Annotated in this window: 20 protein-coding genes; 10 read left to right on the forward strand and 10 right to left on the reverse strand. The window is 68.1% G+C overall.

What is annotated here, in order from left to right; translation table 11 throughout:
• Positions 1–17: 17 nt before the first annotated feature.
• A complete protein-coding gene (secA, locus tag ACCC97_RS22985; protein WP_413335223.1) occupies positions 18–2,804 on the reverse strand; it encodes a preprotein translocase subunit SecA in 2,787 nt (928 codons plus the stop codon).
• Positions 2,805–2,985: 181 nt separating this feature from the next.
• On the opposite strand from secA, the gene ACCC97_RS22990 reads away from it, so the two are divergent.
• Entirely contained in the window at positions 2,986–3,294 is a 309-nt protein-coding gene (locus tag ACCC97_RS22990) for a hypothetical protein (RefSeq protein ID WP_007833220.1), read from the forward strand.
• A gap of 56 nt (positions 3,295–3,350) precedes the next feature.
• Complete coding sequence (locus tag ACCC97_RS22995; RefSeq protein WP_413335225.1) at positions 3,351–4,340, forward strand: ornithine cyclodeaminase family protein; 990 nt, start codon at positions 3,351–3,353, stop codon at positions 4,338–4,340.
• Positions 4,341–4,346: 6 nt separating this feature from the next.
• Here the strand turns inward: ACCC97_RS22995 and ACCC97_RS23000 are convergent, their stop codons facing one another.
• Positions 4,347–5,498, reverse strand: coding sequence for a threonine synthase (locus ACCC97_RS23000; protein ID WP_007833215.1), 1,152 nt, complete (start codon positions 5,496–5,498; stop codon positions 4,347–4,349).
• Positions 5,499–5,592: 94 nt separating this feature from the next.
• Between ACCC97_RS23000 and ACCC97_RS23005 the strand changes: the two genes are divergently transcribed.
• A complete protein-coding gene (locus ACCC97_RS23005) occupies positions 5,593–6,219 on the forward strand; it encodes a transcriptional regulator (protein WP_042673369.1) in 627 nt (208 codons plus the stop codon).
• 35 nt (positions 6,220–6,254) lie between these two features.
• Here the strand turns inward: ACCC97_RS23005 and ACCC97_RS23010 are convergent, their stop codons facing one another.
• The 4 genes from ACCC97_RS23010 to ACCC97_RS23025 form a co-directional block, all read right to left on the reverse strand.
• Positions 6,255–7,499, reverse strand: coding sequence for a threonine synthase (locus ACCC97_RS23010; protein WP_413335227.1), 1,245 nt, complete (start codon positions 7,497–7,499; stop codon positions 6,255–6,257).
• Positions 7,500–7,623: 124 nt separating this feature from the next.
• On the reverse strand, positions 7,624–8,292 hold the full coding sequence (locus ACCC97_RS23015) for a hypothetical protein (protein ID WP_413335229.1): 669 nt from the start codon (positions 8,290–8,292) through the stop codon (positions 7,624–7,626).
• A gap of 142 nt (positions 8,293–8,434) precedes the next feature.
• On the reverse strand, positions 8,435–9,466 hold the full coding sequence (locus tag ACCC97_RS23020) for a response regulator transcription factor (RefSeq protein WP_413335231.1): 1,032 nt from the start codon (positions 9,464–9,466) through the stop codon (positions 8,435–8,437).
• The gene (locus tag ACCC97_RS23025; protein WP_413335233.1) at positions 9,463–13,077 is read right to left on the reverse strand and encodes an ATP-binding protein; all 3,615 of its coding nucleotides are present in this window, start codon (positions 13,075–13,077) and stop codon (positions 9,463–9,465) included. Before ACCC97_RS23025 ends, ACCC97_RS23020 begins: the two co-directional genes overlap by 4 nt.
• Before the next feature lie 104 nt (positions 13,078–13,181).
• Here ACCC97_RS23025 and ACCC97_RS23030 point away from each other — a divergent pair, with 104 nt between their 5' ends.
• The 7 genes from ACCC97_RS23030 (at position 13,182) to ureG (ending at position 18,246) form a co-directional block, all read left to right on the forward strand.
• Positions 13,182–13,484 carry an urease subunit gamma gene (locus tag ACCC97_RS23030; protein WP_007833203.1) on the forward strand — a complete coding sequence of 101 codons (303 nt, stop codon included), beginning with the start codon at positions 13,182–13,184 and terminating at the stop codon, positions 13,482–13,484.
• Positions 13,485–13,509: 25 nt separating this feature from the next.
• A complete protein-coding gene (locus tag ACCC97_RS23035; RefSeq protein WP_413335235.1) occupies positions 13,510–14,109 on the forward strand; it encodes a HupE/UreJ family protein in 600 nt (199 codons plus the stop codon).
• A gap of 2 nt (positions 14,110–14,111) precedes the next feature.
• The gene (locus ACCC97_RS23040; RefSeq protein WP_007833201.1) at positions 14,112–14,417 is read left to right on the forward strand and encodes an urease subunit beta; all 306 of its coding nucleotides are present in this window, start codon (positions 14,112–14,114) and stop codon (positions 14,415–14,417) included.
• Positions 14,418–14,419: 2 nt separating this feature from the next.
• Complete coding sequence (ureC, locus tag ACCC97_RS23045) at positions 14,420–16,138, forward strand: urease subunit alpha (protein ID WP_413335237.1); 1,719 nt, start codon at positions 14,420–14,422, stop codon at positions 16,136–16,138.
• Between the two features lie 89 nt (positions 16,139–16,227).
• Positions 16,228–16,800, forward strand: coding sequence for an urease accessory protein UreE (ureE, locus tag ACCC97_RS23050; RefSeq protein WP_007833194.1), 573 nt, complete (start codon positions 16,228–16,230; stop codon positions 16,798–16,800).
• 98 nt (positions 16,801–16,898) lie between these two features.
• Entirely contained in the window at positions 16,899–17,579 is a 681-nt protein-coding gene (locus ACCC97_RS23055) for an urease accessory protein UreF (RefSeq protein ID WP_007833192.1), read from the forward strand.
• A 16-nt stretch (positions 17,580–17,595) separates the two neighbouring features.
• Complete coding sequence (gene ureG / locus ACCC97_RS23060) at positions 17,596–18,246, forward strand: urease accessory protein UreG (RefSeq protein ID WP_007833183.1); 651 nt, start codon at positions 17,596–17,598, stop codon at positions 18,244–18,246.
• Between the two features lie 21 nt (positions 18,247–18,267).
• Here ureG and ACCC97_RS23065 read toward each other — a convergent pair whose 3' ends face one another.
• The 4 genes from ACCC97_RS23065 to ACCC97_RS23080 all read right to left on the reverse strand — a co-directional run bounded on the left by ACCC97_RS23065 (position 18,268) and on the right by ACCC97_RS23080 (position 20,045).
• Positions 18,268–18,459: a DUF3606 domain-containing protein gene (locus tag ACCC97_RS23065; RefSeq protein ID WP_235507977.1), complete on the reverse strand. Its 192-nt coding sequence runs from the start codon at positions 18,457–18,459 to the stop codon at positions 18,268–18,270.
• 98 nt (positions 18,460–18,557) lie between these two features.
• Positions 18,558–19,091, reverse strand: a complete 534-nt coding sequence (locus ACCC97_RS23070) for a hypothetical protein (protein WP_413335238.1) — start codon at positions 19,089–19,091, stop codon at positions 18,558–18,560.
• Positions 19,092–19,173: 82 nt separating this feature from the next.
• Positions 19,174–19,797, reverse strand: coding sequence for an ATP-binding protein (locus tag ACCC97_RS23075; protein ID WP_413335240.1), 624 nt, complete (start codon positions 19,795–19,797; stop codon positions 19,174–19,176).
• Entirely contained in the window at positions 19,797–20,045 is a 249-nt protein-coding gene (locus ACCC97_RS23080) for a hypothetical protein (protein ID WP_413335241.1), read from the reverse strand. Before ACCC97_RS23080 ends, ACCC97_RS23075 begins: the two co-directional genes overlap by 1 nt.
• Between the last annotated feature and the right edge of the window lie 39 nt (positions 20,046–20,084).

The raw sequence follows: 20,084 nt of genomic DNA on the forward strand, positions 1-20,084 counted from the left end.
ACGAATGGGTTGCGGGGTCAGCTGAGCTTGCCGTGGCACTGCTTGTACTTCTTGCCACTGCCGCAGGGGCACGGATCGTTGCGGCCGACGCGCGCGAAAGCCGCGGCCTCCGCGCTGAGCGCGCCCAGGCCGGCAGCCGCGATGCGGCGCTGGTTTTCCTCGTCTACGCGGATCTCGACCTCGCCCGTCTCGGTCGGTGCCGAGTAGGTGATGTTCGAGACGTTCTCGCCACGGTTTTCCATCGCTTCCGCGGCTTCCTCGAGCTGCTCGCCCGACTGCACGCGCACTGTCATCAGCTGGCGCGTGACTTCGTTCTTCACCGAGTCGAGCAGCTGGCCGAAGAGCTCGAAGGCTTCGCGCTTGTATTCCTGCTTGGGCTGCTTCTGCGCATAGCCGCGCAGGTGAATGCCCTGGCGCAGGTAGTCGAGCGAGGCCAGGTGCTCGCGCCAGTGCGTGTCGATGCTCTGCAGCAGCACCATGCGCTCGAACTGGGTGAAGTTCTCCTGTCCGATCAGCGCGACCTTGGCGTCGAAGGTTTCGTTGGCGTTCTTGAGCACCTTCTCGACGATGTCATCGTCGGCGATGGCGTCCGAGGCTTCGACTTCCTTCTTGAGCGGCATGTCGATGCCCCACTCGTTGAACAAGCTCTTCTCGAGCCCGTCCAGGTCCCACTGCTCTTCGACCGATTCGCTGGGCACGTACTGGCGCACGAGGTCGGTGAAGCAGCCTTCGCGCAGCGCCGCGATCTGCGCCGTGAGGTCGCCCGCATCGAGGATGTCGTTGCGCTGCTGGTAGATCACCTTGCGCTGGTCGTTCGACACGTCGTCGTATTCGAGCAGCTGCTTGCGGATGTCGAAGTTGCGCGCCTCGACCTTGCGCTGCGCGCTCTCGATGCTGCGCGTGACGATGCCGGCCTCGATGGCTTCGCCGTCGGGCATCTTCAGGCGGTCCATGATCGCCTTCACGCGGTCGCCCGCGAAGATGCGCATCAGCGGATCGTCCAGGCTCAGGTAGAAGCGCGAGGAGCCCGGGTCGCCCTGGCGGCCCGAACGGCCGCGCAGCTGGTTGTCGATGCGGCGCGATTCGTGGCGCTCGGTCGCGATGATGCGCAGGCCGCCGAGCGACTTGACGAACTCGTGGTCCTTGGCCCACTCGGCACGCACGTGCTCGATGTCGGCCTGCTTGGTGGCTTCATCGCGGCCTTCGTCGTTCTCGATCGCCTCGATCATCTTCTCGATGTTGCCGCCCAGCACGATGTCGGTGCCGCGGCCGGCCATGTTGGTCGCGATGGTGATCATCTTCGTGCGGCCGGCCTGCGCCACGATGTCGGCTTCGCGCGCATGCTGCTTGGCATTCAGCACCTGGTGCGGCAGGCCCACCTGCGTGAGCAGGCCGTCGATGATTTCCGAGTTTTCGATGGACGAGGTGCCCACCAGCACCGGCTGGCCGCGCTCGTAGCACTCGCGGATGTCCTGGATGGCCGCCTCGTACTTCTCGCGCGTCGTCTTGTAGACGCGGTCGAGCTGGTCTTCGCGCTTGCTGACGCGGTTGGGCGGGATGATGACGGTCTCGAGGCCGTAGATCTCCTGGAACTCGTAGGCTTCGGTATCGGCCGTGCCGGTCATGCCGGCCAGCTTGCCGTACAGGCGGAAGTAGTTCTGGAAGGTAATGGAAGCCAGCGTCTGGTTCTCGGCCTGGATCTCCACGCCTTCCTTGGCTTCCACGGCCTGGTGCAGGCCGTCGCTCCAGCGGCGGCCCGTCATCAGGCGGCCGGTGAATTCGTCGACGATGACCACCTCGCCCTGCTGCACCACGTAGTGCTGGTCGCGGTGGTACAGGTGGCGTGCACGCAGCGCCGCATTCAGGTGATGCATCAGCGTGATGTTGGCCGGGTCGTAGAGCGATGCGCCCTCGGGAATCAGCTTCAGCTCGCCCAGGATGCGCTCGGCATTCTCGTGGCCGTCTTCGGTCAGGAACACCTGGTGGGTCTTCTCGTCGACCGTGAAGTCGCCGGGCACCGTGACGCCCTCGCCCGTGCGCGGATCGGCTTCGCCTTCCTGCTTGGTGAGCAGCGGCACCACCTTGTTGATGGCAAGGTAAAGGTCGGTGTGGTCTTCGGCCTGGCCGCTGATGATCAGCGGCGTGCGGGCCTCGTCGATCAGGATCGAATCCACTTCGTCGACGATCGCATAGTTCAGCCCGCGCTGGACCCGGTCGCCGGGCTCGTAGACCATGTTGTCGCGCAGGTAGTCGAAGCCGTATTCGTTGTTCGTGCCGTACGTGATGTCGCTGCGGTAGGCCTCCTGCTTTTCCTCGCGCGGCATCTGCGGCAGGTTGATGCCCACCGAGAGACCGAGGAAGTTGTAGAGGCGGCCCATCCAGGTCGCGTCGCGGTTGGCCAGGTAGTCGTTCACCGTGACCACGTGCACGCCCTGGCCCGACAGCGCATTCAGGTACACCGGCAGCGTGGCGGTCAGCGTCTTGCCTTCGCCGGTACGCATTTCGGAGATCTTGCCGTTGTGCAGCGCCATGCCGCCGAGCAGCTGGACGTCGAAGTGGCGCATCTTCATGACGCGCTTGGAGCCTTCGCGCACGGTGGCGAAGGCTTCCGGCAGCAGGTCGTCGAGCGTTTCGCCCTTGGCGATGCGGTCCTTGAACTCCTGTGTCTTGGCGCGCAGCGCATCGTCACTGAGCTTCTCGAACTCGGGTTCGAGCGCATTGATGCGTTCCACCGTCTTGCGATACTGCTTGAGGAGCCGGTCGTTGCGACTGCCGAAGATCTGGGTCAGGAAGTTGGTTGCCATTGGGTGGAGATGGGCGGGCGCCTGATACGGCAGGCACTGCGACCGGATTCCCTAAGATATGGTGAAAGCAGTTGGGCGCGCCCGCTTCAAAATCAAGCTTGAAAGCAAGCGGCCTTTTTCCGGCGCGAACGCCGGCAAACCGGGCATTTTAGCTGTCTTGTTTCTAACCCCTGGATTACCCATGTATCGCCGCACGCCCCCTCCCATCTCGCTGCAGGACGCAGCGGAAGGCTCGCCCACCCTGGGCAGCCTGATGGCGCGCGCACGCGACGCTGCGGAGCGGCTCAAGGCCGTCGAGGGATTGATCCCGCCGGCCATGCGCAGCGCCATCCAGGCCGGACCCGCAGAGGGCGACGTCTGGTGCCTGCTGGTCAAGGGCAGCGCCGCGGCCGCCAAGCTGCGCCAGCTGTCGCCGATGCTGGTGACGCGGCTCAAGAACCGGGGATGGGACGTGGCGACCATCCGGATCAAGGTTCACACCGGACGCTGACAGCCCGCCAATGCCCGGAGTTTGATGTTTTGTCTGGAAGTAGATAATATTTCCAAATGACATCCGCGATCGCGCCTTCCAATGCCCAGCTCCTGCTGCTCGACAAGCACCAGGTCGACACCCTCCTCTCCCCCGACGACGTGCTGCAGGCCGTGCGCGAGGCCTTCGTGCTGCACAGCGAACGCGAGGGCCGCGTCTTTCCGGTCGTGCGCGAGCCGCTGCGCACGGGTGGGGTATTCGGCATCAAGTCCGGCGACGTGCAGGTCCAGGACCTGCTCGGCTTCAAGGCCGCCGGCTTCTGGCCGGACAACCGGCAGCGCGGCGGCGAGCCGCACCAGGCGACGATCCTGCTGATCGACCCCGCGACAGGCCGGCCGCTGTGCGTCATCGACGGCAACACGGTGACGACCGTGCGCACCGGCGCGGCAGGCGGGCTCGGCCTGCAGCAGCTCGCACGTGCCGACAGCACGCGGCTGTGCCTTTTCGGCACCGGCGTACAGGCGCGCATCCAGCTCGACTTCGCGCTGCGGCTGATGCCCTCGCTGCGCGAGGTTCTTTATGTGAGCGCAAACGGCCAGCGCAATGCGGCGTTCGAGGCGCATTTCGCCGGCCGCTGCAACATCGCGCCGGCCACCGACCGCAACGCTGCAGTCGCCCGAAGCGACATCGTGATCACCGCCACCCCGGGCGGCGGCGGCGCGCTCTTCGATCTCGAAGCCGTTCGGCCCGGCACGCACCTGAACTGCGTCGGCGCGGACACCCGGGGCAAGCGCGAACTTCCCGACGGCCTGCTGCCGCGCGTGCGGCTGTTCGTCGACGACCGGACGCAGGCGCAGCAGATCGGCGAAACCCAATGGGCGCCCGACACGGCATGCATCGAACTGGGCGACCTGCTGAGCGGCAAGACGCCCTTCGAGCGAGCCCTCGCCGACATCACCGTCTTCGACATGACCGGCCTCGCGCTGCAGGACCTGACCGTCGCTCGCCTGCTGCATGCGCGCGCCGACGAAACGGGAACGGGCACACGCATCGCGTGGCCCTGGTAGTGCTGACTACACGGCGACGGCGGCGCCGAACAGCTCGGTCATGAACTGCGTCGATTTCAGGCCAGTGCCTGTCAGCAACGCGACCGTCGTCTCGCTGGCCTTGATGTCGCCGCGCTGCGCCAGCACCTCGATGGCCGCCGCTGCCGAGGCGGACGTCGGCTCCGCGTAGAGCCCGCTCGCTGCCAGCCGGCGCACCGCCGCCGCGATCTGCTCCTCGGTCAGCGCCACCGTCTTGCCATCCGTCTCGCGCAGCGCCTGCAGGATTTCCTGCAGGCGCACGGGCCGCCTGATCGCCGTGCCTTCGGCAATCGTCGGCCGCACGATGCGCTCCACCAGCGTCTCGGCGCCCGCCATGAAACTCGCATCGATCGGCGAGCAGTTCAGCGGCTGCGCCACGAAGATGCGGGGCAGCTTCGCGATCTGCCCCGCCGCCAGCAGTTCCTTGAAGCCGATCCAGCAGCCGAGCACATTGCTGCCCGCGCCGGTCGGAATCACGACGTTGTCGGGCGCGGTGAAGCCCAGGTCTTCCCACAGCTCGTAGGCCAGCGTCTTCGTACCCTGCAGGAAGAACGGATGCCAGTTGTGGCTCGCGTAGAAGATCGATTCCGACTGGCGCACCGCCTCGTATTCGGACTCTTCGCGCGGCCCCGGCACCAGTTGTACCTCCGCGCCGAAGGCCCGGATCTGCGCCACCTTCGGCGCGGGCGTGTAGCTCGGCGCGAGCACCTTCACGCGCATGCCCGCCGCCGCGCCGGCCGCCGCAATCGCCGCGCCGCCATTGCCGGAGCTGTCTTCCAGCACCGCATCGACGCCGATCTGCCGCAGGAAAGACATCATCACCGCCGCGCCTCGGTCCTTGAAGCTGCAGGTCGGATTGAACCACTCGAGCTTGAAGTAGGGCTCGAAGCCGCCCCACCGCTTCTGCACCAGCGGCGTGCAGCCTTCGCCCATGCTCGCGGGCTGGTCGATCGCCACGGGCAGCGCCGCGCGGTAGCGCCACAGCGAGCGGACGCGCGAATCGATGTCGTCGCGCCCGATGCCGGGCAGCGGCGTGACCATCATCGGGTGGCCGTCGTCGGAGCGCCATCGGCGTTCGGACAGGTCGTAGTGCCTGCCGGTGCGGGGATCGACATAGCGTGCGCGTTCTCTCGCGGTCATTCGCGGGCTCCAGTACAAAATTAGATAATACATCCAACACTGTACTTTTTGTATGAATTGGATTGTCCGTCCAGAGCTGGATACATTCCACGGCATGAAGAAGAAGCCGAACAAGCAGCTCCTGGACATGCTGCGCAACATGGCCGAAGGCCTGGGCCAGACTTTTGCGCCCTTCTGCGAAGTGGTGGTGCACGACCTGAGCAACCCGAAGAACGCGATCTACGCCATCGAGAACAGCCTGAGCGGCCGCGAGGTCGGCCAGCCGGTCACCGAGCTGGGCCTCGCTCGCATCCGCGACCCGGAGTTTCCGGCGGTGATCGCGAACTACGCCAACACCTTTCCCGACGGGCGCAAGGTCAAGAGCACGTCCATCGGCATCAAGGACGACAGCGGCGAATACGTGGCCGCGCTGTGCCTCAACGTCGACCTCACGCTGTTCCAGAGCTTCCAGAGCGCGATCTCGCAGTTCACAAAGATCGACGACAAGGATGTGCACGAGCACCTCGAGAGCGGCGGCAACCACTCGGACCGCATCCACGCGCGCATCGACGAGTTCGCGGCGTCGCGCGCGACCACGTCGCGCTCGCTGAAGCCCGCCGACCGCAAGCAGCTGGTGCAGGAACTGAAGAAGGCCGGCATGCTGGAGGTCCGCCGGGGCGCCGAGATTGCCGCGGCGCACATGGGCGTGTCGCGCGCCACGGTCTACAGCGACGCGAAGTAAGGGGCTCGCCTCCTACTGCGGCTGCAGGCCGAAGGCTAGACAGGACGGTCGGGCCAGCTCGGATCGCCGGCCGCGCTGGCGGTCAGCATCAGCACCACATGCGCGTCGGCCGCGACGGCGTTGCTCTCGCGCAGCTGCCGCAGGGCGGCCAGGCCGCCGGCCGCGCACAGCTCGGCGCTGATGCCGGACGCCGAGAGCAGCCGGCGCGCGGCGCGCGCTTCGTTGTCGCCCACGACCACCGCGCCGCCGCCCGTCGCGGCGGCGGCCTGCCACTGCAGGTAGGTGACGGTGGCTCCGGCGGTGGAGAACTGCGCGGTGTGGCCCGGGTAGCTGTCGTTGAGGGGGCCGCCCGCGAGCACGCGCGCCAGGCGCGGGAACGGCTCCACGAGCCAGAGCCTCGGCAGGCGTGCGATGCGCCCCGCGGCCAGCAGGTCGCGAAAGCCCGCGTAGATGCCCCAGGCCAGGTCGCCGCGCGCGGTGGGAATCACGATGTGGTCCGGCAACCCGCCATCGGCCACGCATTCGAGCGCGATCGGCTTGTAGCCTTCGATTGCCAGCGGCGCACTGCCCAGCGCGGGCAGGCGGTAGTTGGTCAGCGCGAAGTAGCCGGGGTGCTGCGCACGCTCGCGCACGAAGGCCCAGCGGCCCGCGTTGTCGGCGAACACATAGCGCCGCGCGCCGAGTGCATCGAGCTGCCGCGCATAGGTGGCCGGCATGCCTTCGTAGGTGGCCACTTCGCAGCCCAGGCCCGCGGCCCATGCATAGTGCGCCGCCGACACGGCCGCGTTGCCCGACGAGGCCAGCACCAGCGTGTGGGCGTCGAAATCGAGCGCCTGCGCCACGCCCACCGCGGTCATGCGGTCCTTGTGCGAGCCGGTGGGATTGCAAGACTCGTCCTTGATGGCCAGCCGACCCACGTCGAACTGCCGCGCCAGCTCGGGCACGTCCTGCAGCGGCGTCTGCCCTTCGCCCAGCGCGAAGCCGGAGGTGTAGGGCATGGGCATCGCTTCGGCGCTGCCGGGCAGGTAGCTGGCGCGCAGCGCGACGTGAAGGCCTCCGCGCCTGCACGCGGGACATCCGTCGTGCGCCAGCGCGAGGGGGAAGAGCGCATCGCACCGCAGGCACTGCAGGCCGCGCAGGTTCGGGTTGCGCACGGGCCTGGGTGTCCGGTTGCGTGCCGCCATGCCCAAGGGGTTGCCCGAAGGATGAGCCGCGGAATCGAGGGGAGGAGCAGCGAACTTGAAGTCCAGCACGGGCGATGTCGTCACGGGATCAGGCATGGGAGGTTGTCACCAAATCTTTTGCAGTCGGAATCAAAAATTGCGCAGGGCCGGATGCTCGATCGACAACCAGGCCCATCGATGGGATTCGCGGAAATCGGATACAGCGCCTCCTGCGGCAGGCTCACTTCCAGGTGAATTCGTGGTTCAGCCCGATCGCGAAGCCGCGCACGCCCTGCGGCCCGGTGCGCGACGCGCTCACGTCCACGCTGATCAGCGGCGTGAGGCTGAAACGCCCGCCAATGCGCGAAGTCCAGACGCCCGCCGCACGGTTGCGTTCTGCGATGAGCGACACGGTGTCGTTCAGCGCCCATTCGACGCCCGCGCCGCCGCGCGGCGTGCGAAGGCCGGTGCCCAGCGCCCAGTCGGCACCGAAGTTGACATGCACCTGCAGGCTGCTGGCCGGGCGCCACGTCATCGGCACGACGAACTGCCCACCCATGCGGCCGCCGCGCCGCAGGTCCGAGACGATGCCGGCCGACACGGCGGCGCTGAACGGCGCATCCGCCGCCTGCCCGTAGAAATTCCATTTGACCTGCGGCCCGCCGGTGACCGAGTGCACGCCCTGCACCGAGGTGCGGTCGAAGTTCAGGCCCAGCTCGATGGGACCCACCCGGCAGGCGGGCCCGAGGTGGAACCCCGTGACCGGCTCCGTGCCCGTGCGGCTCCACCAGGTCTCGTACTGGCATTGGCCCGGGTCGAGCGTGCTGGCGTCGTCCACGTCGAAATGGCCGGCGGCCCGTGCGCCAGGACTCGCGCCCAGGCTCACGAACAGGCAGGAAGCAGCAAGCATCCAGCCGCGGCATGTCGGTCGGGTTGTTGTCCTGTTGTGCCTGTTGTTCTTCATCGCGCGCGTCCGGTGGACCTTGAACCATTCTAGGGACGCTGCAAGCAGGCGCCATGACACGGCGCGGGGAACCGGCGGCCATCGAACCTCAGATCTCGAACTGCGGCTGCAGCTCGCGGATGCGCTTGATGGCCACGCCGGCCGCGGCCGTGCGCGTCTCCACGCCGAGCTTCACGTACACCCGCTCGAGGTGCTTCTTGGCGGTGGCCGGGCTGCTGCCGAGGATCTCGCCGATGTCCTTGTTGGTCTTGCCCTTGACCACCCAGTACAGCACCTCGGCCTCGCGCGCCGTGAGCTTCAGGCTCAGGCTCATGGCCTCGATCACGCCGGTGTCGGACACCTCGCGCATGACGATCATCCACTCGTCGCCGTCGTCGTCGCTGCTGGTCTGCTGGTGCAGGCGCAGCGTGAGGCTGCTGGCGCCCTGCACGATGGACAGCGCCGGCGGCTCGATGCCGCGCTGGCGCGCGTCGGGCGTGTGGCTGCGCAGCCATTCGAGCACCGCGGGTGGTGTCTCGGGCGCGCGCGTGTCGCAGTAGCGCTGCAGCAGGTCGCGCGCGAGGGCCGTCTGCCAGATCAGCCGGCCTTCGGGCAGGCGCACGGTGATGCTCGCGTAGCCGAAGGCATCGAGCGCGTTGCGCGCCTGCCCGGCCTGCCGCGCGTCCTGCCGCGCGCGGCGCGCGCCCTGCAGGTGCACGTTCATGCGCGCGAGCACTTCCTTCGGCTTGATGGGCTTGGTGACGTAGTCGACGCCCCCGGCTTCCAGCGCGGCCACGAGGTGTTCGGTCTCGGTGAGCCCGGTCATGAACACGATGGGAATGTGCGCCGTGGCCGCATCGGCCTTGAGGCGGCGCGCCACCTCGAAGCCGTCGATGCCCGGCATCATCGCGTCGAGCAGCACGATGTCGGGCCGCGCCTGGGCGGCGCGCTGCAGCGCCTGTTCGCCGTTGGTGGCGATGAGCACGGTATAGCCCGATTCGTCGAGCGCGTCGTGCAGCACGGCGAGGTTGTCGGGCACGTCGTCGACGATCAGCACGAGATCGCTGTTGGCGCCCTGCTGCTCGCGCAGCGTCCTGGCGAGCGGCGATGTTTCCGCGGCGGGAGGTGGCGTCTGTGTCATGCGGCGCTTTCGACGGCGTCGGCGAGCGCACGGCTCATGGCTTCGAACTGGAACTGGCGCGCCAGCGTGCGCTGGGCCTCAGTCCATGCACTGCATTCGGGCTGCGCCGCGTCGATGGCGTCGAGCTGGTTCATGATGCCGCGGAAGTAGCCCAGCCCCACTGCCTCCTCGAGCACGCGCAGGCGCTCCAGCGAAGGTGGCAGCAGCGGGCGCGCAACTGCAACCGGCGCAGGCCCGGCGGCGGTGTCGGTCCATTGCAGCCCGAGCCGGCGTTCGAGCCAGTCGAGCAGCTCCGAGTGGCGCACGGGCTTCACGAAGAAGTCTTCGGGCGCAATGCCCACGTCGTTGTCGAGCCCCTTGTCGAAGGCGTTGGCCGAGACGATGGCCACCGAGGCCTCGGTCAGCCCCAGCTTGCGCGCGCGGCGGATCGTCTCCCAGCCGTCGATGCCAGGCATCGCGAGGTCGACGAACATCGCGTCGGGCCGGTAGCCGGCGGCGATGAGGTCCAGCGCATCGTGCCCGCTGGCCGCGCTGCGCAGTTCGAAGCCCAGCGGCGCGAGCACATGCCCCAGAAGGTCGCGGTCGGCCTCCTCGTTGTCGACCACCAGCAGGCGGCGGCGCGGGCCTTCGTAGCCGCGCCGCGCGCGCTGCACCGGCAGCGGCCGGCCGGTGCCGGCCATGGCGTCGTGCACGCGCGGCAGGAACAGGCGCACGCAGAACAGCGAGCCCACGCCAGGCGTGCTCTGCACCTTCATCTCGCCGCCCATCAGGTCGGTCAGCATCTTGGCGATGGTGAGCCCCAGGCCCGCGCCCGGCGCGGCCGATGCGCCCGCTGCATTCCCGCGCGCAAACGGCTCGAAGATCCGCTCGATGTCCCCGGCCGGCATGCCCGGTCCGGTGTCCTCGATCTCCACCGACGCGAACTCGCGCGCATAGGCCAGCCGCAGCGTGACCTGCCCGGCCGCCGTGAACTTGATCGCGTTGCCCAGCAGGTTGATGAGGATCTGGCACACGCGCTTTTCATCCGCGCGCACCACCTCGGGCAACGCGCCTGCAGCATCGAAGTGGAACTGCAACCCCTTCTCCGCCGCCTGCAGCTCGAACATGTCGGCCAGTTCGCGCATCGTGTCGGCGAAGCGCATCGGCCGCGCATGCAGCGTGAGCTTGCCGGCCTCGATGTGCGCGATGGCGAGCGTGCCCTCGATGAGCGACAGCAGGTGCTCGCCGCCGCGCTTGATGACCGCTACCGCCTGCTGGCGGTGCGGCGGCACCGAATGGTCTTCGCCCATCAGCTGCGCATAGCCGAGGATGCTGTTGAGGGGCGTGCGCAGTTCGTGGCTGATGGCGCTGATGTAGCGGCTCTTGGCCTGGTTGGCCTGGTCGGCGGCCTGCTTGGCCTGCTCGGCCGCGAGCTTGGCCTGCTCCGCGATCTCGCGCGCCTCGTCGGCGGCCTGCTTGGCGGCCTGCAGCGCGCGGTCGGTCTCGCGGTGCAGTTCGATCTCGCGCACCAGCAGGTGGGTCTGCCGGTTCGATTCTTCCTGCGCCACCTTGCGGCTCTGGTGCGCCAGCACCAGCCACCACGCAACGATGCCCGCGATGACCAGCAGCGCCATGTACGCCTTGAGGAAGCCCGAGCGCAGCGACAGCTTCTGCACGCCTGCCAGCGCCGCAGCCACGTCGGCCTCGGAGGCCAGCTCCAGCGCGCCTTCGCCGAACGCGCGCAGCTCCTGCTGGTAGAGCACGCCGAACACCACGGCCAGCAGCGGCACGATGACCAGCATCAGCAGCAGGAAGTGGCCGAGCCCCGTGTCGAGGTAGCGCCAGCTGCGCCGCGGCAGTAGCCAGCGCAGCACGCCGGACCACTGCGACGAGAGGCTCGCATGCGGCTTGCACAGGTCGCCGCAGCGCGCATCGAGCGTACAGCACAGCGAACAGATCGCGCCCTGGTAGGCGGGGCAATGCGCCATGTCCGGCCCCTCGTACTCGCGCTCGCAGATCACGCAATGCTGCACCTTCAGGCGTTGGTAGCTGCCGGTCTCGACCTTGGCCCAGCGCACCGTGCGCGAACCTCCGGCAGGCGCGAAAGCCACCGCACCGTGGTGTTCATCGGAGCCGCGCGCCAGGTAGTACTTGCCCCCCGTCGCCCAGGCCAGCAGCGGCGATGCCACCAGCGCCGTGCCGAGCGCGATCAACGCCGAGAAGGCCTGCGCCAGCGGACCGAACATGCCCAGGTGCGCGGTGATCGACAGCACCGAGGCCAGCGCCATCGCGCCCACGCCCACCGGGTTGATGTCCCACAGGTGCGCGCGCTTGAACTCGATGCCCGGCGGCGACAGCCCCAGCGGCTTGTTGATGACGAGGTCGGCCACCACGGCCATCATCCAGGCGATGGCGATGTTGGCGAACAGACCGAGCACGTCGCCCAGCGCCTCGAACACGTTCATCTCCATCAGCATGAAGGCGATCAGCGCGTTGAACACCACCCACACCACGCGCCCCGGGTGGCTGTGCGCCACGCGCGAGAAAAAATTGCTCCAGGCCAGCGAACCGGCATAGGCGTTGGTGACATTGATCTTGAGCTGCGAGATCACCACAAACAGCGCCGTGGCCGCCACCGCCCAGCCGTAGTGCGGAAACACGTACTCGTAGGCCGCGAGGTACATCTGGTTCGGATCGACCGCACGGTCGGCCGGCACCATGTGCGTGAGCGCCAGGTAGGCCAGCAGCGCCCCGCCCAGCATCTTGAGCACGCCCAGCACCACCCAGCCCGGCCCTCCGGCCAGCACCGCGCCCCACCAGCGGCGCGCCGTGGCCGCGGTGCGCGCGGGCATGAAGCGCAGGTAGTCGGCCTGCTCGCCCATCTGCGTGATCAGCGCGATGCCGACCGTGAGCGCAGCGCCAAACAGGTGCAAATTGAAGCCACCCGTGCCCGAGCGAACCCCGTTGTAGTGCACGATGCCCGCAAATGCACCAGGATCGCGCACCAGCACGTAGGCAAAAGGCACCACCAGCATCAGCAGCCACAGCGGCTGCGTCCACAGCTGCAGCCGGCTGATGGCCGACACGCCGTGCGTGACCAGCGGGATCACCACCAGCGCGCACACCAGGTAGCCCCACACAGGCGGGATGCCCAGTGCCAGTTCCAGCGCATAGGCCATCACCGCCGCCTCGAGCGCAAAGAAGATGAAAGTGAAGCTCGCGTAGATCAGCGAGGTGAGCGTGGAGCCGATGTAGCCGAAACCCGCGCCGCGCGTGAGCAAATCCATGTCGACGCCGTAGCGCGCCGCATACACGCTGATCGGCACGCCCGCCAGGAAGATGATGAGCCCGGTCGCCAGGATCGCCCAGAAGGCGTTGGCGAAGCCGTACTGCACCAGCAGCGTGGCGCCCACCGCCTCCAGGATCAGGAACGACGCCGCCCCGAAGGCGGTGTTGGCCACCCGCCATTCGGACCACTTGCGAAAGCGCTGCGGCGTGTAGCGCAGCGCGTAGTCCTCCAGCGTCTCGCTGGCCACCCAGCTGTTGTAGTCGCGCCGCACCTTGACGATGCGCTGGGGGGCGTCGTCGGGGCTGGTGGGTGTGGCATCGGGATTCACACCGTTTCGGTGCATCTTTCGTGCCACCCGTACGACTTTTGGCGAACAGGGCACGACTGTTGCAACGAAGCCGGCTTGCCCATAATGGCCGCCACCCTCCGCCACCCGATGCCGATCCCATGGAACTGACTCCGCGCGAAAAAGACAAGCTGCTGATCTTCACCGCGGCGCTGCTCGCCGAACGCCGCAAGGCCCGCGGCCTGAAGCTCAACTACCCCGAGGCCATCGCCCTGATTTCGGCCGCCGTGATGGAAGGCGCCCGCGACGGCAAGAGCGTCGCCGAGCTCATGAGCGACGGGCGCGGCGTGCTGACCCGCGCCGACGTGATGGACGGCATCGCCGAGATGATCCCGGACATCCAGGTCGAAGCCACCTTCCCGGACGGCACCAAGCTGGTCACCGTGCACCAGCCCATCGTCTGAAATTCAAAGAACAAAAGGACTTTCCATGCGCCACAACGCCTCCAGAACCCTCGCCTTGCTCGCCCTCCTGCTGCCACTCGCAGCCAGCGCCCACACCGGCGTCGACGGCGGCCTGCACCACGGCTTCACCACGGGGTTCCTGCATCCGCTGACCGGCGCCGACCACCTCGCCGCCATGGTCGCGGTAGGCCTCTGGAGCGCGCTGGCCGCGCGCCGCGCCTGGCCCGACCTGCTCTGGGCGCCGCTGGCCTTCGCCGGCATGCTGCTGGTGGGCGCGCTGATGGGCCTGGCCGGCGTGCAGCTGCCGGCGGTCGAGCCGATGATCGCGGCCTCGCTGCTGGTGCTCGGCCTGCTGGTGGCCACGCGCGTTCACCTGCCGGCCGTGGTCGCCATGGCGGTCGTCGGCGTGTTCGCCGTTTTCCATGGCGTGGCCCACGGCCACGAACTGGCGAGCGAAGAAGGCGCGGCCCTCACGCTGGCCGGCATGGCCGGCGCGACCGTGCTGCTGCACCTCGCGGGCATCGCAGTAGGCTGGGCGCTGCGTCACGCCAACGCATGGCTGCCGCGCGTGGCCGGCGCCGCGGTCGTGGTGCTCGGTGCGTCGCTGCTGGCACAGGCCGTCTGAACATGATCCCCGGCGAACTCCTCACCGGCGACGGCGAGCACACGCTCAACCCCGGCCGCCGTACCCTCACGCTGGTGGTGCGCAACACCGCCGACCGGCCGATCCAGGTCGGCTCGCACTACCACTTCGCCGAGACCAACGGCGCGCTCGGCTTCGACCGCGAGGCCGCGCGCGGCATGCGGCTGAACATCGCATCGGGCGCCGCGGTGCGCTTCGAACCGGGCCAGCAGCGCACGGTCGAACTGGTCGATTTTTCGGGCGATCGCATCGTCTACGGCTTTCGCGGCCTGGTTCAAGGGAAGCTTTAAACATGGCCACCATCGGGCGACGTGCCTACGCAGAAATCTTCGGCCCCACCGTGGGCGACCGGGTCCGTCTTGCCGACACCGGCCTGCTGATCGAAGTCGAGGCTGACTACACCTTGCGCGCCGGCGGCTACGGCGAAGAGGTGAAGTTCGGCGGCGGCAAGACGATTCGCGACGGCATGGCGCAATCGCAGCGCACGCGTTTGCAGGGCGCCGTCGACACGGTGCTGACCAACGCGCTCATCCTCGACCACTGGGGCATCGTCAAGGCCGACATCGGCCTGAAGGACGGCCGCATCGCCGCCATCGGCAAGGCCGGCAACCCCGACGTGCAGCCGGGCGTGGACATCGTCATCGGCCCGGGCACCGAGATCATCAGCTGCGAGGGCAACATCGTCACCGCCGGCGGCATCGACAGCCACATCCACTTCATCTGCCCGCAGCAGATCGAGGAGGCGCTGACCTCCGGCGTGACCACCATGCTCGGCGGCGGCACCGGCCCCGCCACCGGCACCTTCGCGACCACCGCCACGCCCGGCCCCTGGCACATCGAGCGCATGCTGCAGGCGGCCGATGCGTTCCCGATGAACCTGGGCTTCCTCGGCAAGGGCAATGCGAGCCTGCCTCACGCGCTGCACGAGCAGATCGAAGCCGGCGTCATCGGCCTGAAGCTGCACGAAGACTGGGGCACCACGCCCGCGGCCATCAGCAACTGCCTCGACGTGGCCGACGCCACCGACACGCAGGTGGCCATCCACAGCGACACGCTCAACGAATCGGGCTTTGTCGAGAACACTATCGCGGCCGTGGGCGGGCGCGCCATCTGCGCCTTCCACACCGAAGGTGCGGGCGGCGGCCATGCGCCCGACATCCTGCGCGTGGTGGGCGAGGCCAACTTCCTGCCCTCCTCCACCAACCCCACGATGCCCTACACCGTGAACACGCTCGACGAACACGTCGACATGCTCATGGTGTGCCACCACCTCGACGCCAGCATCGCCGAAGACCTGGCCTTTGCCGAATCGCGCATCCGCAAGGAAACGATTGCCGCCGAAGACGTGCTGCACGACCTCGGCGCGATCAGCATGTTCAGCTCCGACAGCCAGGCCATGGGGCGTGTGGGCGAAGTCATCATCCGCACCTGGCAGACCGCGCACAAGATGAAGCTGCAGCGCGGCACGCTGCCGGAGGACAACGAGCGCAACGACAACTTCCGCGCCAGGCGCTACGTCGCCAAGTACACGATCAACCCGGCCATCGCGCACGGCATCGCGCACGAGGTCGGCTCGCTCGAAGTCGGCAAGTGGGCCGACATCGTGATCTGGAAGCCGGCCTTCTTCGGCGTGAAGCCCTTCACCATCCTGAAGGGCGGCACCATCGCGATGGCTGCGATGGGCGACCCGAACGCGTCGATACCCACGCCACAGCCGGTGCACTACCGGCCGATGTTCGGCGCGTACGGCGGTTCCCTCGCGAAAAGCTCGCTGACCTTCGTCTCGCAGGCCGGTCTGGCCTCGGGCATCAAGGAACGCTACGGCCTGAGCAAGAACCTCAGCGCGGTGAAGAACATCCGCAACGTGCGCAAGAAGGATCTGATCCACAACGGCTACACGCCGAAGATGGAGATCGATGCGCAGACCTACGCAGTGCGCGCCGACGGGCACCTGCTGACCTGCGAGCCGGCGAAGCTGCTGCCGATGGCGCAGCGGTATTTCCTGTTTTGAAACTGGAGCAAGCGCCTGCTTGACAGGCTGCGTATCCTCGAAGGTATTCATCCAGTCCATGGGCGCCTCGCAGGGTGCCCCTTCGCACCATGCTCACCGCCAACAAACTCATGCCCCAGGGCCGCGGCCTTGCACCCGTTCTGCTCAAGCGCGCCGCCACCATCGAGCTCGACTGGGACATTCGCCAGAAAAGCCGCTTCGACGCCACCGACTCGCAGGGCCGCCAGATCGGCGTGTTCCTGCCACGCGGCACCGCCGTGCGGGGTGGCGATGTGCTGGTGGCCGAAGACGGCTCGCTGGTCCGCGTCATCGCCGCGCCGCAGCCCGTGCTGCGCATCACGCATTGCACGGCCCACGGCACGCCTTTCGACCTGACGCGCGCGGCCTATCACCTGGGCAACCGGCATGTGCCGATCGAGCTCAGGCCCGACCATCTCAAGATCGAGCCCGACCATGTGCTGGCCGACATGCTGCGTTCGATGCACCTGATCGTCGTGGCGGTGGAAGAAGCCTTCGAACCCGAGAACGGCGCCTATGGTTCGCATGAGCATTCGCACAGCGGGGGTCACAGCCACGGCCATGGGCACTCGCATGGCGGCAGCAAAGGCCCGAAGCCGCTCGTGCTCGCGCCGGAACTGCTCGACGAGCATGGCCATGCGTGATCCGGGGCGCGCTCACGCCGACGGGGGACATTCGCGGAGGGGAGCGCCCGGTGGCCTGTGCACGCGCCCCGAACAAAGTCGCGCAGTGAAAAACTGACATGCCCAACCCAGTCAGCGCCAACAGCTTGCTGCAGCTCATCTGGCTCGCCTCGCCGGCCTTGCCCGTGGGCGGCTTCTCGTATTCCGAAGGCATCGAGGCGGCAGTGGAATGGGCCGGCGTCGACTCGGAGGCCAAGGCCGCCGAATGGCTCGCCGACCAATTGCACCTGAGCTTCGCGCGCGGCGATCTCGCGGCCTTCGCGCAGGCCATCGCGGCCTGGCGCGCCAACGACATGCCGCGCATCCGCGAACTCAATCAGTGGGTGATGAGCACCCGCGAATCGGCCGAATTTTTCCTGCAGACCGAACAGATGGGCCGCTCCTTCGTCGAGTGGCTCAAGCTGCACCACGCCGACACGGCCGAAGTATTCACCGACCTGCCCGCGAGCTACCCCATCGCCTTCGCCTTCGCGGTCGGCCGCACCGGCGCCACGGTGCACGACGGCTGCCTGGCCTTCGCCTTCGGCTGGGCCGAGAACATGGTCGCCGCCGCCGTCAAGGCCGTGCCGCTCGGCCAGAGCGCGGGCCAGCGCATCCTGGGGCGGCTGGCGCAGGAAATCCCGGATGCCGTGGCCCGCGCCATGGCCCTCGGCGACGACCAGCGCCAGGCCTTCGCGCCCCTGCTGGCGGTGTTGTCGGCCCGTCATGAAACACAATATTCCCGCCTCTTCCGAAGCTGAACCGGACACCCCCTCCATGACCTCCGCCCTGCACCACATCCCCCATCGCACCAAGAGACTGCCCCCGCTGCGCGTAGGCATCGGCGGCCCGGTCGGCTCGGGCAAGACCACGCTGCTCGAGATGCTCTGCAAGGCGATGCGCGACAAGTACGACCTGATCGCCATCACCAACGACATCTACACCAAGGAAGACCAGCGTCTGCTGACGGTGTCTGGCGCGCTGCCGGCTGAACGCATCATGGGCGTCGAGACGGGCGGTTGCCCGCACACCGCCATCCGCGAGGACGCGTCGATCAACCTCGAAGCCATCGACCGCATGCTCGAGGATTTTCCGGACGCCGACATCGTGTTCGTCGAATCCGGCGGCGACAACCTCGCGGCCACCTTCAGCCCCGAGCTGTCGGACCTCACGATCTACGTGATCGACGTGGCGGCCGGCGAAAAGATTCCGCGCAAGGGCGGCCCCGGCATCACCAAGAGCGACCTGTTCGTCATCAACAAGACCGACCTCGCCCCCTACGTGGGCGCGAACCTCGACGTGATGGAGCAGGACACGCAGCGCATGCGCCGCCAGCGGCCCTACGTGATGACGAACCTCAAGACGCTCACCGGCGTGGCCGAGGTGGTCGCGTTCATCGAGGAACGGGGCATGCTGGCCGCAGCCTGAAGCAGCTCGGCTGCAGCCGCTTCAGGGTAGCCCGAGGTAGACGCGCAGATCGTCCCTGCGCGTGCCGGCAGACGCCACGGCCGTGCGCAGGCGAGCCTCGGTCACGCCGAACCATTTTGTCCAGTAGTCGACCTCTTTCAGGTCGGTGACATCAATCTGCTCATCGTCCTGCGGAATGCGGACCTCGCTGGCCTCGGGCATCGTCGTCTCCATGAAGAATTTGGAGACGGCAGTCTCTCCGCCTGCCGGGCGCCGCCGGCCGGACGGATTCGAATCGGCTTGCAGGACAACTTCCCATGGCGCGGCGGCGCTCAGAGTTCGCTGCCGTCGCGCAGCTGCCGCGCCTTGTAGACCAGCCGCACGCTCGCGCGGCGCGGATCGCCGGCCTGCTGCTGCACGTAGACGTCGGTGTCGTTGCTCACCCACGCGGCGTACGCGCTGCCCGGGTCGTGCGATGCGAGTTCATTGCCGAACGCCCCTCGGCCCCATCGCACGAGCGCCGCGAAGGCCGCCGCGCCGTTGTCGGGCGTGGCCTGCGCCGTCGCCACGTATTCGACGCGGCGCAGCTCCGAGGCGGCGAAGAAGAAGGTCGGCTCGAACAGCAGCCCCGCCATCTCGACCGGGGCCGCGCGCCAGCTGCCGGCCAGTCCGCCGCTCAGCCGCTGCGGGCGCTGCACACGCTCGGCCGCGGGCAGCACGGCCCGCAGTTCCTCGGCCGACATGCCAAGGTGCACGCCCGCCGGCAAGGCCTGCGCATGCAGTGCACCGGCGGCGAGAAGGGCCGCGCTCGCGGCGAGCGCACGGAAAAAAGAGGTCAGAGAAGCAATGAATCGCACGTTCGGCATCGGGAAAGAAAGGCGGCGGCACCGTGGGACCGCGAGTATGGCGCGGAGTTCCAGGGGGCCCGTTCCGGCCGGCGTCGATCAGTCAGCCGGTCAATCCCTGAACGCGCTCGCCGGCCAGCAGCGGCAGGCGCAGCGTCAGCCCCAGCACGCCTCCTGCATGCGGCGCCGAGTAGATGCGTCCGCCATGGTGGCTGGCGATGCGCTCGCAGGTCCGGGCGCTGGCACCGACTGCCGCCGTGTGGGCGTTGTCGAAGAACCTCGCCAGCGGCGGCCGCACGTCGACGGCATCGAGGTCGCGCCAGTGGATCACCGCCTGCCCGCCCTCCGCCTGGGCGCAAACCTGCAGCGTCGCGCCCGCGCGCATCACGCTGGCCGCATATGCCGCGACCTTGGCGAGCAGATCGCGCAGCTCGTTCTCTATCGCCAGCACGGGAACAGCCTCTGGCGGCAATTGGATGTCGAGGCGGATGCCCCGGCAGGCCGGGGCGGCATCGAGCAGCGGCCGCAGGTCCTGCACGCGGCTCGCGCCCAGCCTTTGCTGCGCCTCGTCGCGAGCCTGCGCCGCGAGCCCGCGCGCCCTCGCGCCCTGCCGCAGGTTGGTGATGAACAGCGAAAACATCATGCAGGCCACGCCGGCCATGCCGAGGAGGATCACGCCGGCGATGACCGTGCCGAGGTTGCCGGAGTGCAATTGCGCCCCGGTCATCAACGGGCTCCTGGAGCCTGGGCGTCGGGTTGGCCCGGCATGCCGCGCATGCAGCCGTCCCGCGCGCCGTCGCAGGCTTCCCAGCCGAGCGGCGGCGGCCTGCGCGCGCCGTAGTTCATCGGCGGCCCTTCGCCGCGAAAGCCCGGCGCGGGACCATGGAGCATGGGTGGAGGGGGTGGAGGCAGCATGATGCAGCCGGCCAGGCCGCCGGCCATCAGCACGCTCGCAAAGAGTCGGATTCGGTCCATTGGAAAACTCACTGCTGGCTGGACAAACAAGAGCCGTGC

Origin of the sequence: Variovorax sp. Varisp85, from assembly GCF_047304045.1 — a bacterium.
Taxonomy (GTDB): domain Bacteria; phylum Pseudomonadota; class Gammaproteobacteria; order Burkholderiales; family Burkholderiaceae_C; genus Variovorax.

What these genes read in the sequence shown, in the direction of transcription:
- secA (WP_413335223.1), bottom strand. Translation starts at nt 2,804, where the DNA reads ATGGCAACCAACTTCCTGACCCAGATCTTCGGCAGTCGCAACGACCGG.
- ACCC97_RS22990 (WP_007833220.1), top strand. Translation starts at nt 2,986, where the DNA reads ATGTATCGCCGCACGCCCCCTCCCATCTCGCTGCAGGACGCAGCGGAA.
- ACCC97_RS22995 (WP_413335225.1), top strand. Translation starts at nt 3,351, where the DNA reads ATGACATCCGCGATCGCGCCTTCCAATGCCCAGCTCCTGCTGCTCGAC.
- ACCC97_RS23000 (WP_007833215.1), bottom strand. Translation starts at nt 5,498, where the DNA reads ATGACCGCGAGAGAACGCGCACGCTATGTCGATCCCCGCACCGGCAGG.
- ACCC97_RS23005 (WP_042673369.1), top strand. Translation starts at nt 5,593, where the DNA reads ATGAAGAAGAAGCCGAACAAGCAGCTCCTGGACATGCTGCGCAACATG.
- ACCC97_RS23010 (WP_413335227.1), bottom strand. Translation starts at nt 7,499, where the DNA reads ATGCCTGATCCCGTGACGACATCGCCCGTGCTGGACTTCAAGTTCGCT.
- ACCC97_RS23015 (WP_413335229.1), bottom strand. Translation starts at nt 8,292, where the DNA reads ATGCTTGCTGCTTCCTGCCTGTTCGTGAGCCTGGGCGCGAGTCCTGGC.
- ACCC97_RS23020 (WP_413335231.1), bottom strand. Translation starts at nt 9,466, where the DNA reads ATGACACAGACGCCACCTCCCGCCGCGGAAACATCGCCGCTCGCCAGG.
- ACCC97_RS23025 (WP_413335233.1), bottom strand. Translation starts at nt 13,077, where the DNA reads ATGCACCGAAACGGTGTGAATCCCGATGCCACACCCACCAGCCCCGAC.
- ACCC97_RS23030 (WP_007833203.1), top strand. Translation starts at nt 13,182, where the DNA reads ATGGAACTGACTCCGCGCGAAAAAGACAAGCTGCTGATCTTCACCGCG.
- ACCC97_RS23035 (WP_413335235.1), top strand. Translation starts at nt 13,510, where the DNA reads ATGCGCCACAACGCCTCCAGAACCCTCGCCTTGCTCGCCCTCCTGCTG.
- ACCC97_RS23040 (WP_007833201.1), top strand. Translation starts at nt 14,112, where the DNA reads ATGATCCCCGGCGAACTCCTCACCGGCGACGGCGAGCACACGCTCAAC.
- ureC (WP_413335237.1), top strand. Translation starts at nt 14,420, where the DNA reads ATGGCCACCATCGGGCGACGTGCCTACGCAGAAATCTTCGGCCCCACC.
- ureE (WP_007833194.1), top strand. Translation starts at nt 16,228, where the DNA reads ATGCTCACCGCCAACAAACTCATGCCCCAGGGCCGCGGCCTTGCACCC.
- ACCC97_RS23055 (WP_007833192.1), top strand. Translation starts at nt 16,899, where the DNA reads ATGCCCAACCCAGTCAGCGCCAACAGCTTGCTGCAGCTCATCTGGCTC.
- ureG (WP_007833183.1), top strand. Translation starts at nt 17,596, where the DNA reads ATGACCTCCGCCCTGCACCACATCCCCCATCGCACCAAGAGACTGCCC.
- ACCC97_RS23065 (WP_235507977.1), bottom strand. Translation starts at nt 18,459, where the DNA reads ATGGAGACGACGATGCCCGAGGCCAGCGAGGTCCGCATTCCGCAGGAC.
- ACCC97_RS23070 (WP_413335238.1), bottom strand. Translation starts at nt 19,091, where the DNA reads ATGCCGAACGTGCGATTCATTGCTTCTCTGACCTCTTTTTTCCGTGCG.
- ACCC97_RS23075 (WP_413335240.1), bottom strand. Translation starts at nt 19,797, where the DNA reads ATGACCGGGGCGCAATTGCACTCCGGCAACCTCGGCACGGTCATCGCC.
- ACCC97_RS23080 (WP_413335241.1), bottom strand. Translation starts at nt 20,045, where the DNA reads ATGGACCGAATCCGACTCTTTGCGAGCGTGCTGATGGCCGGCGGCCTG.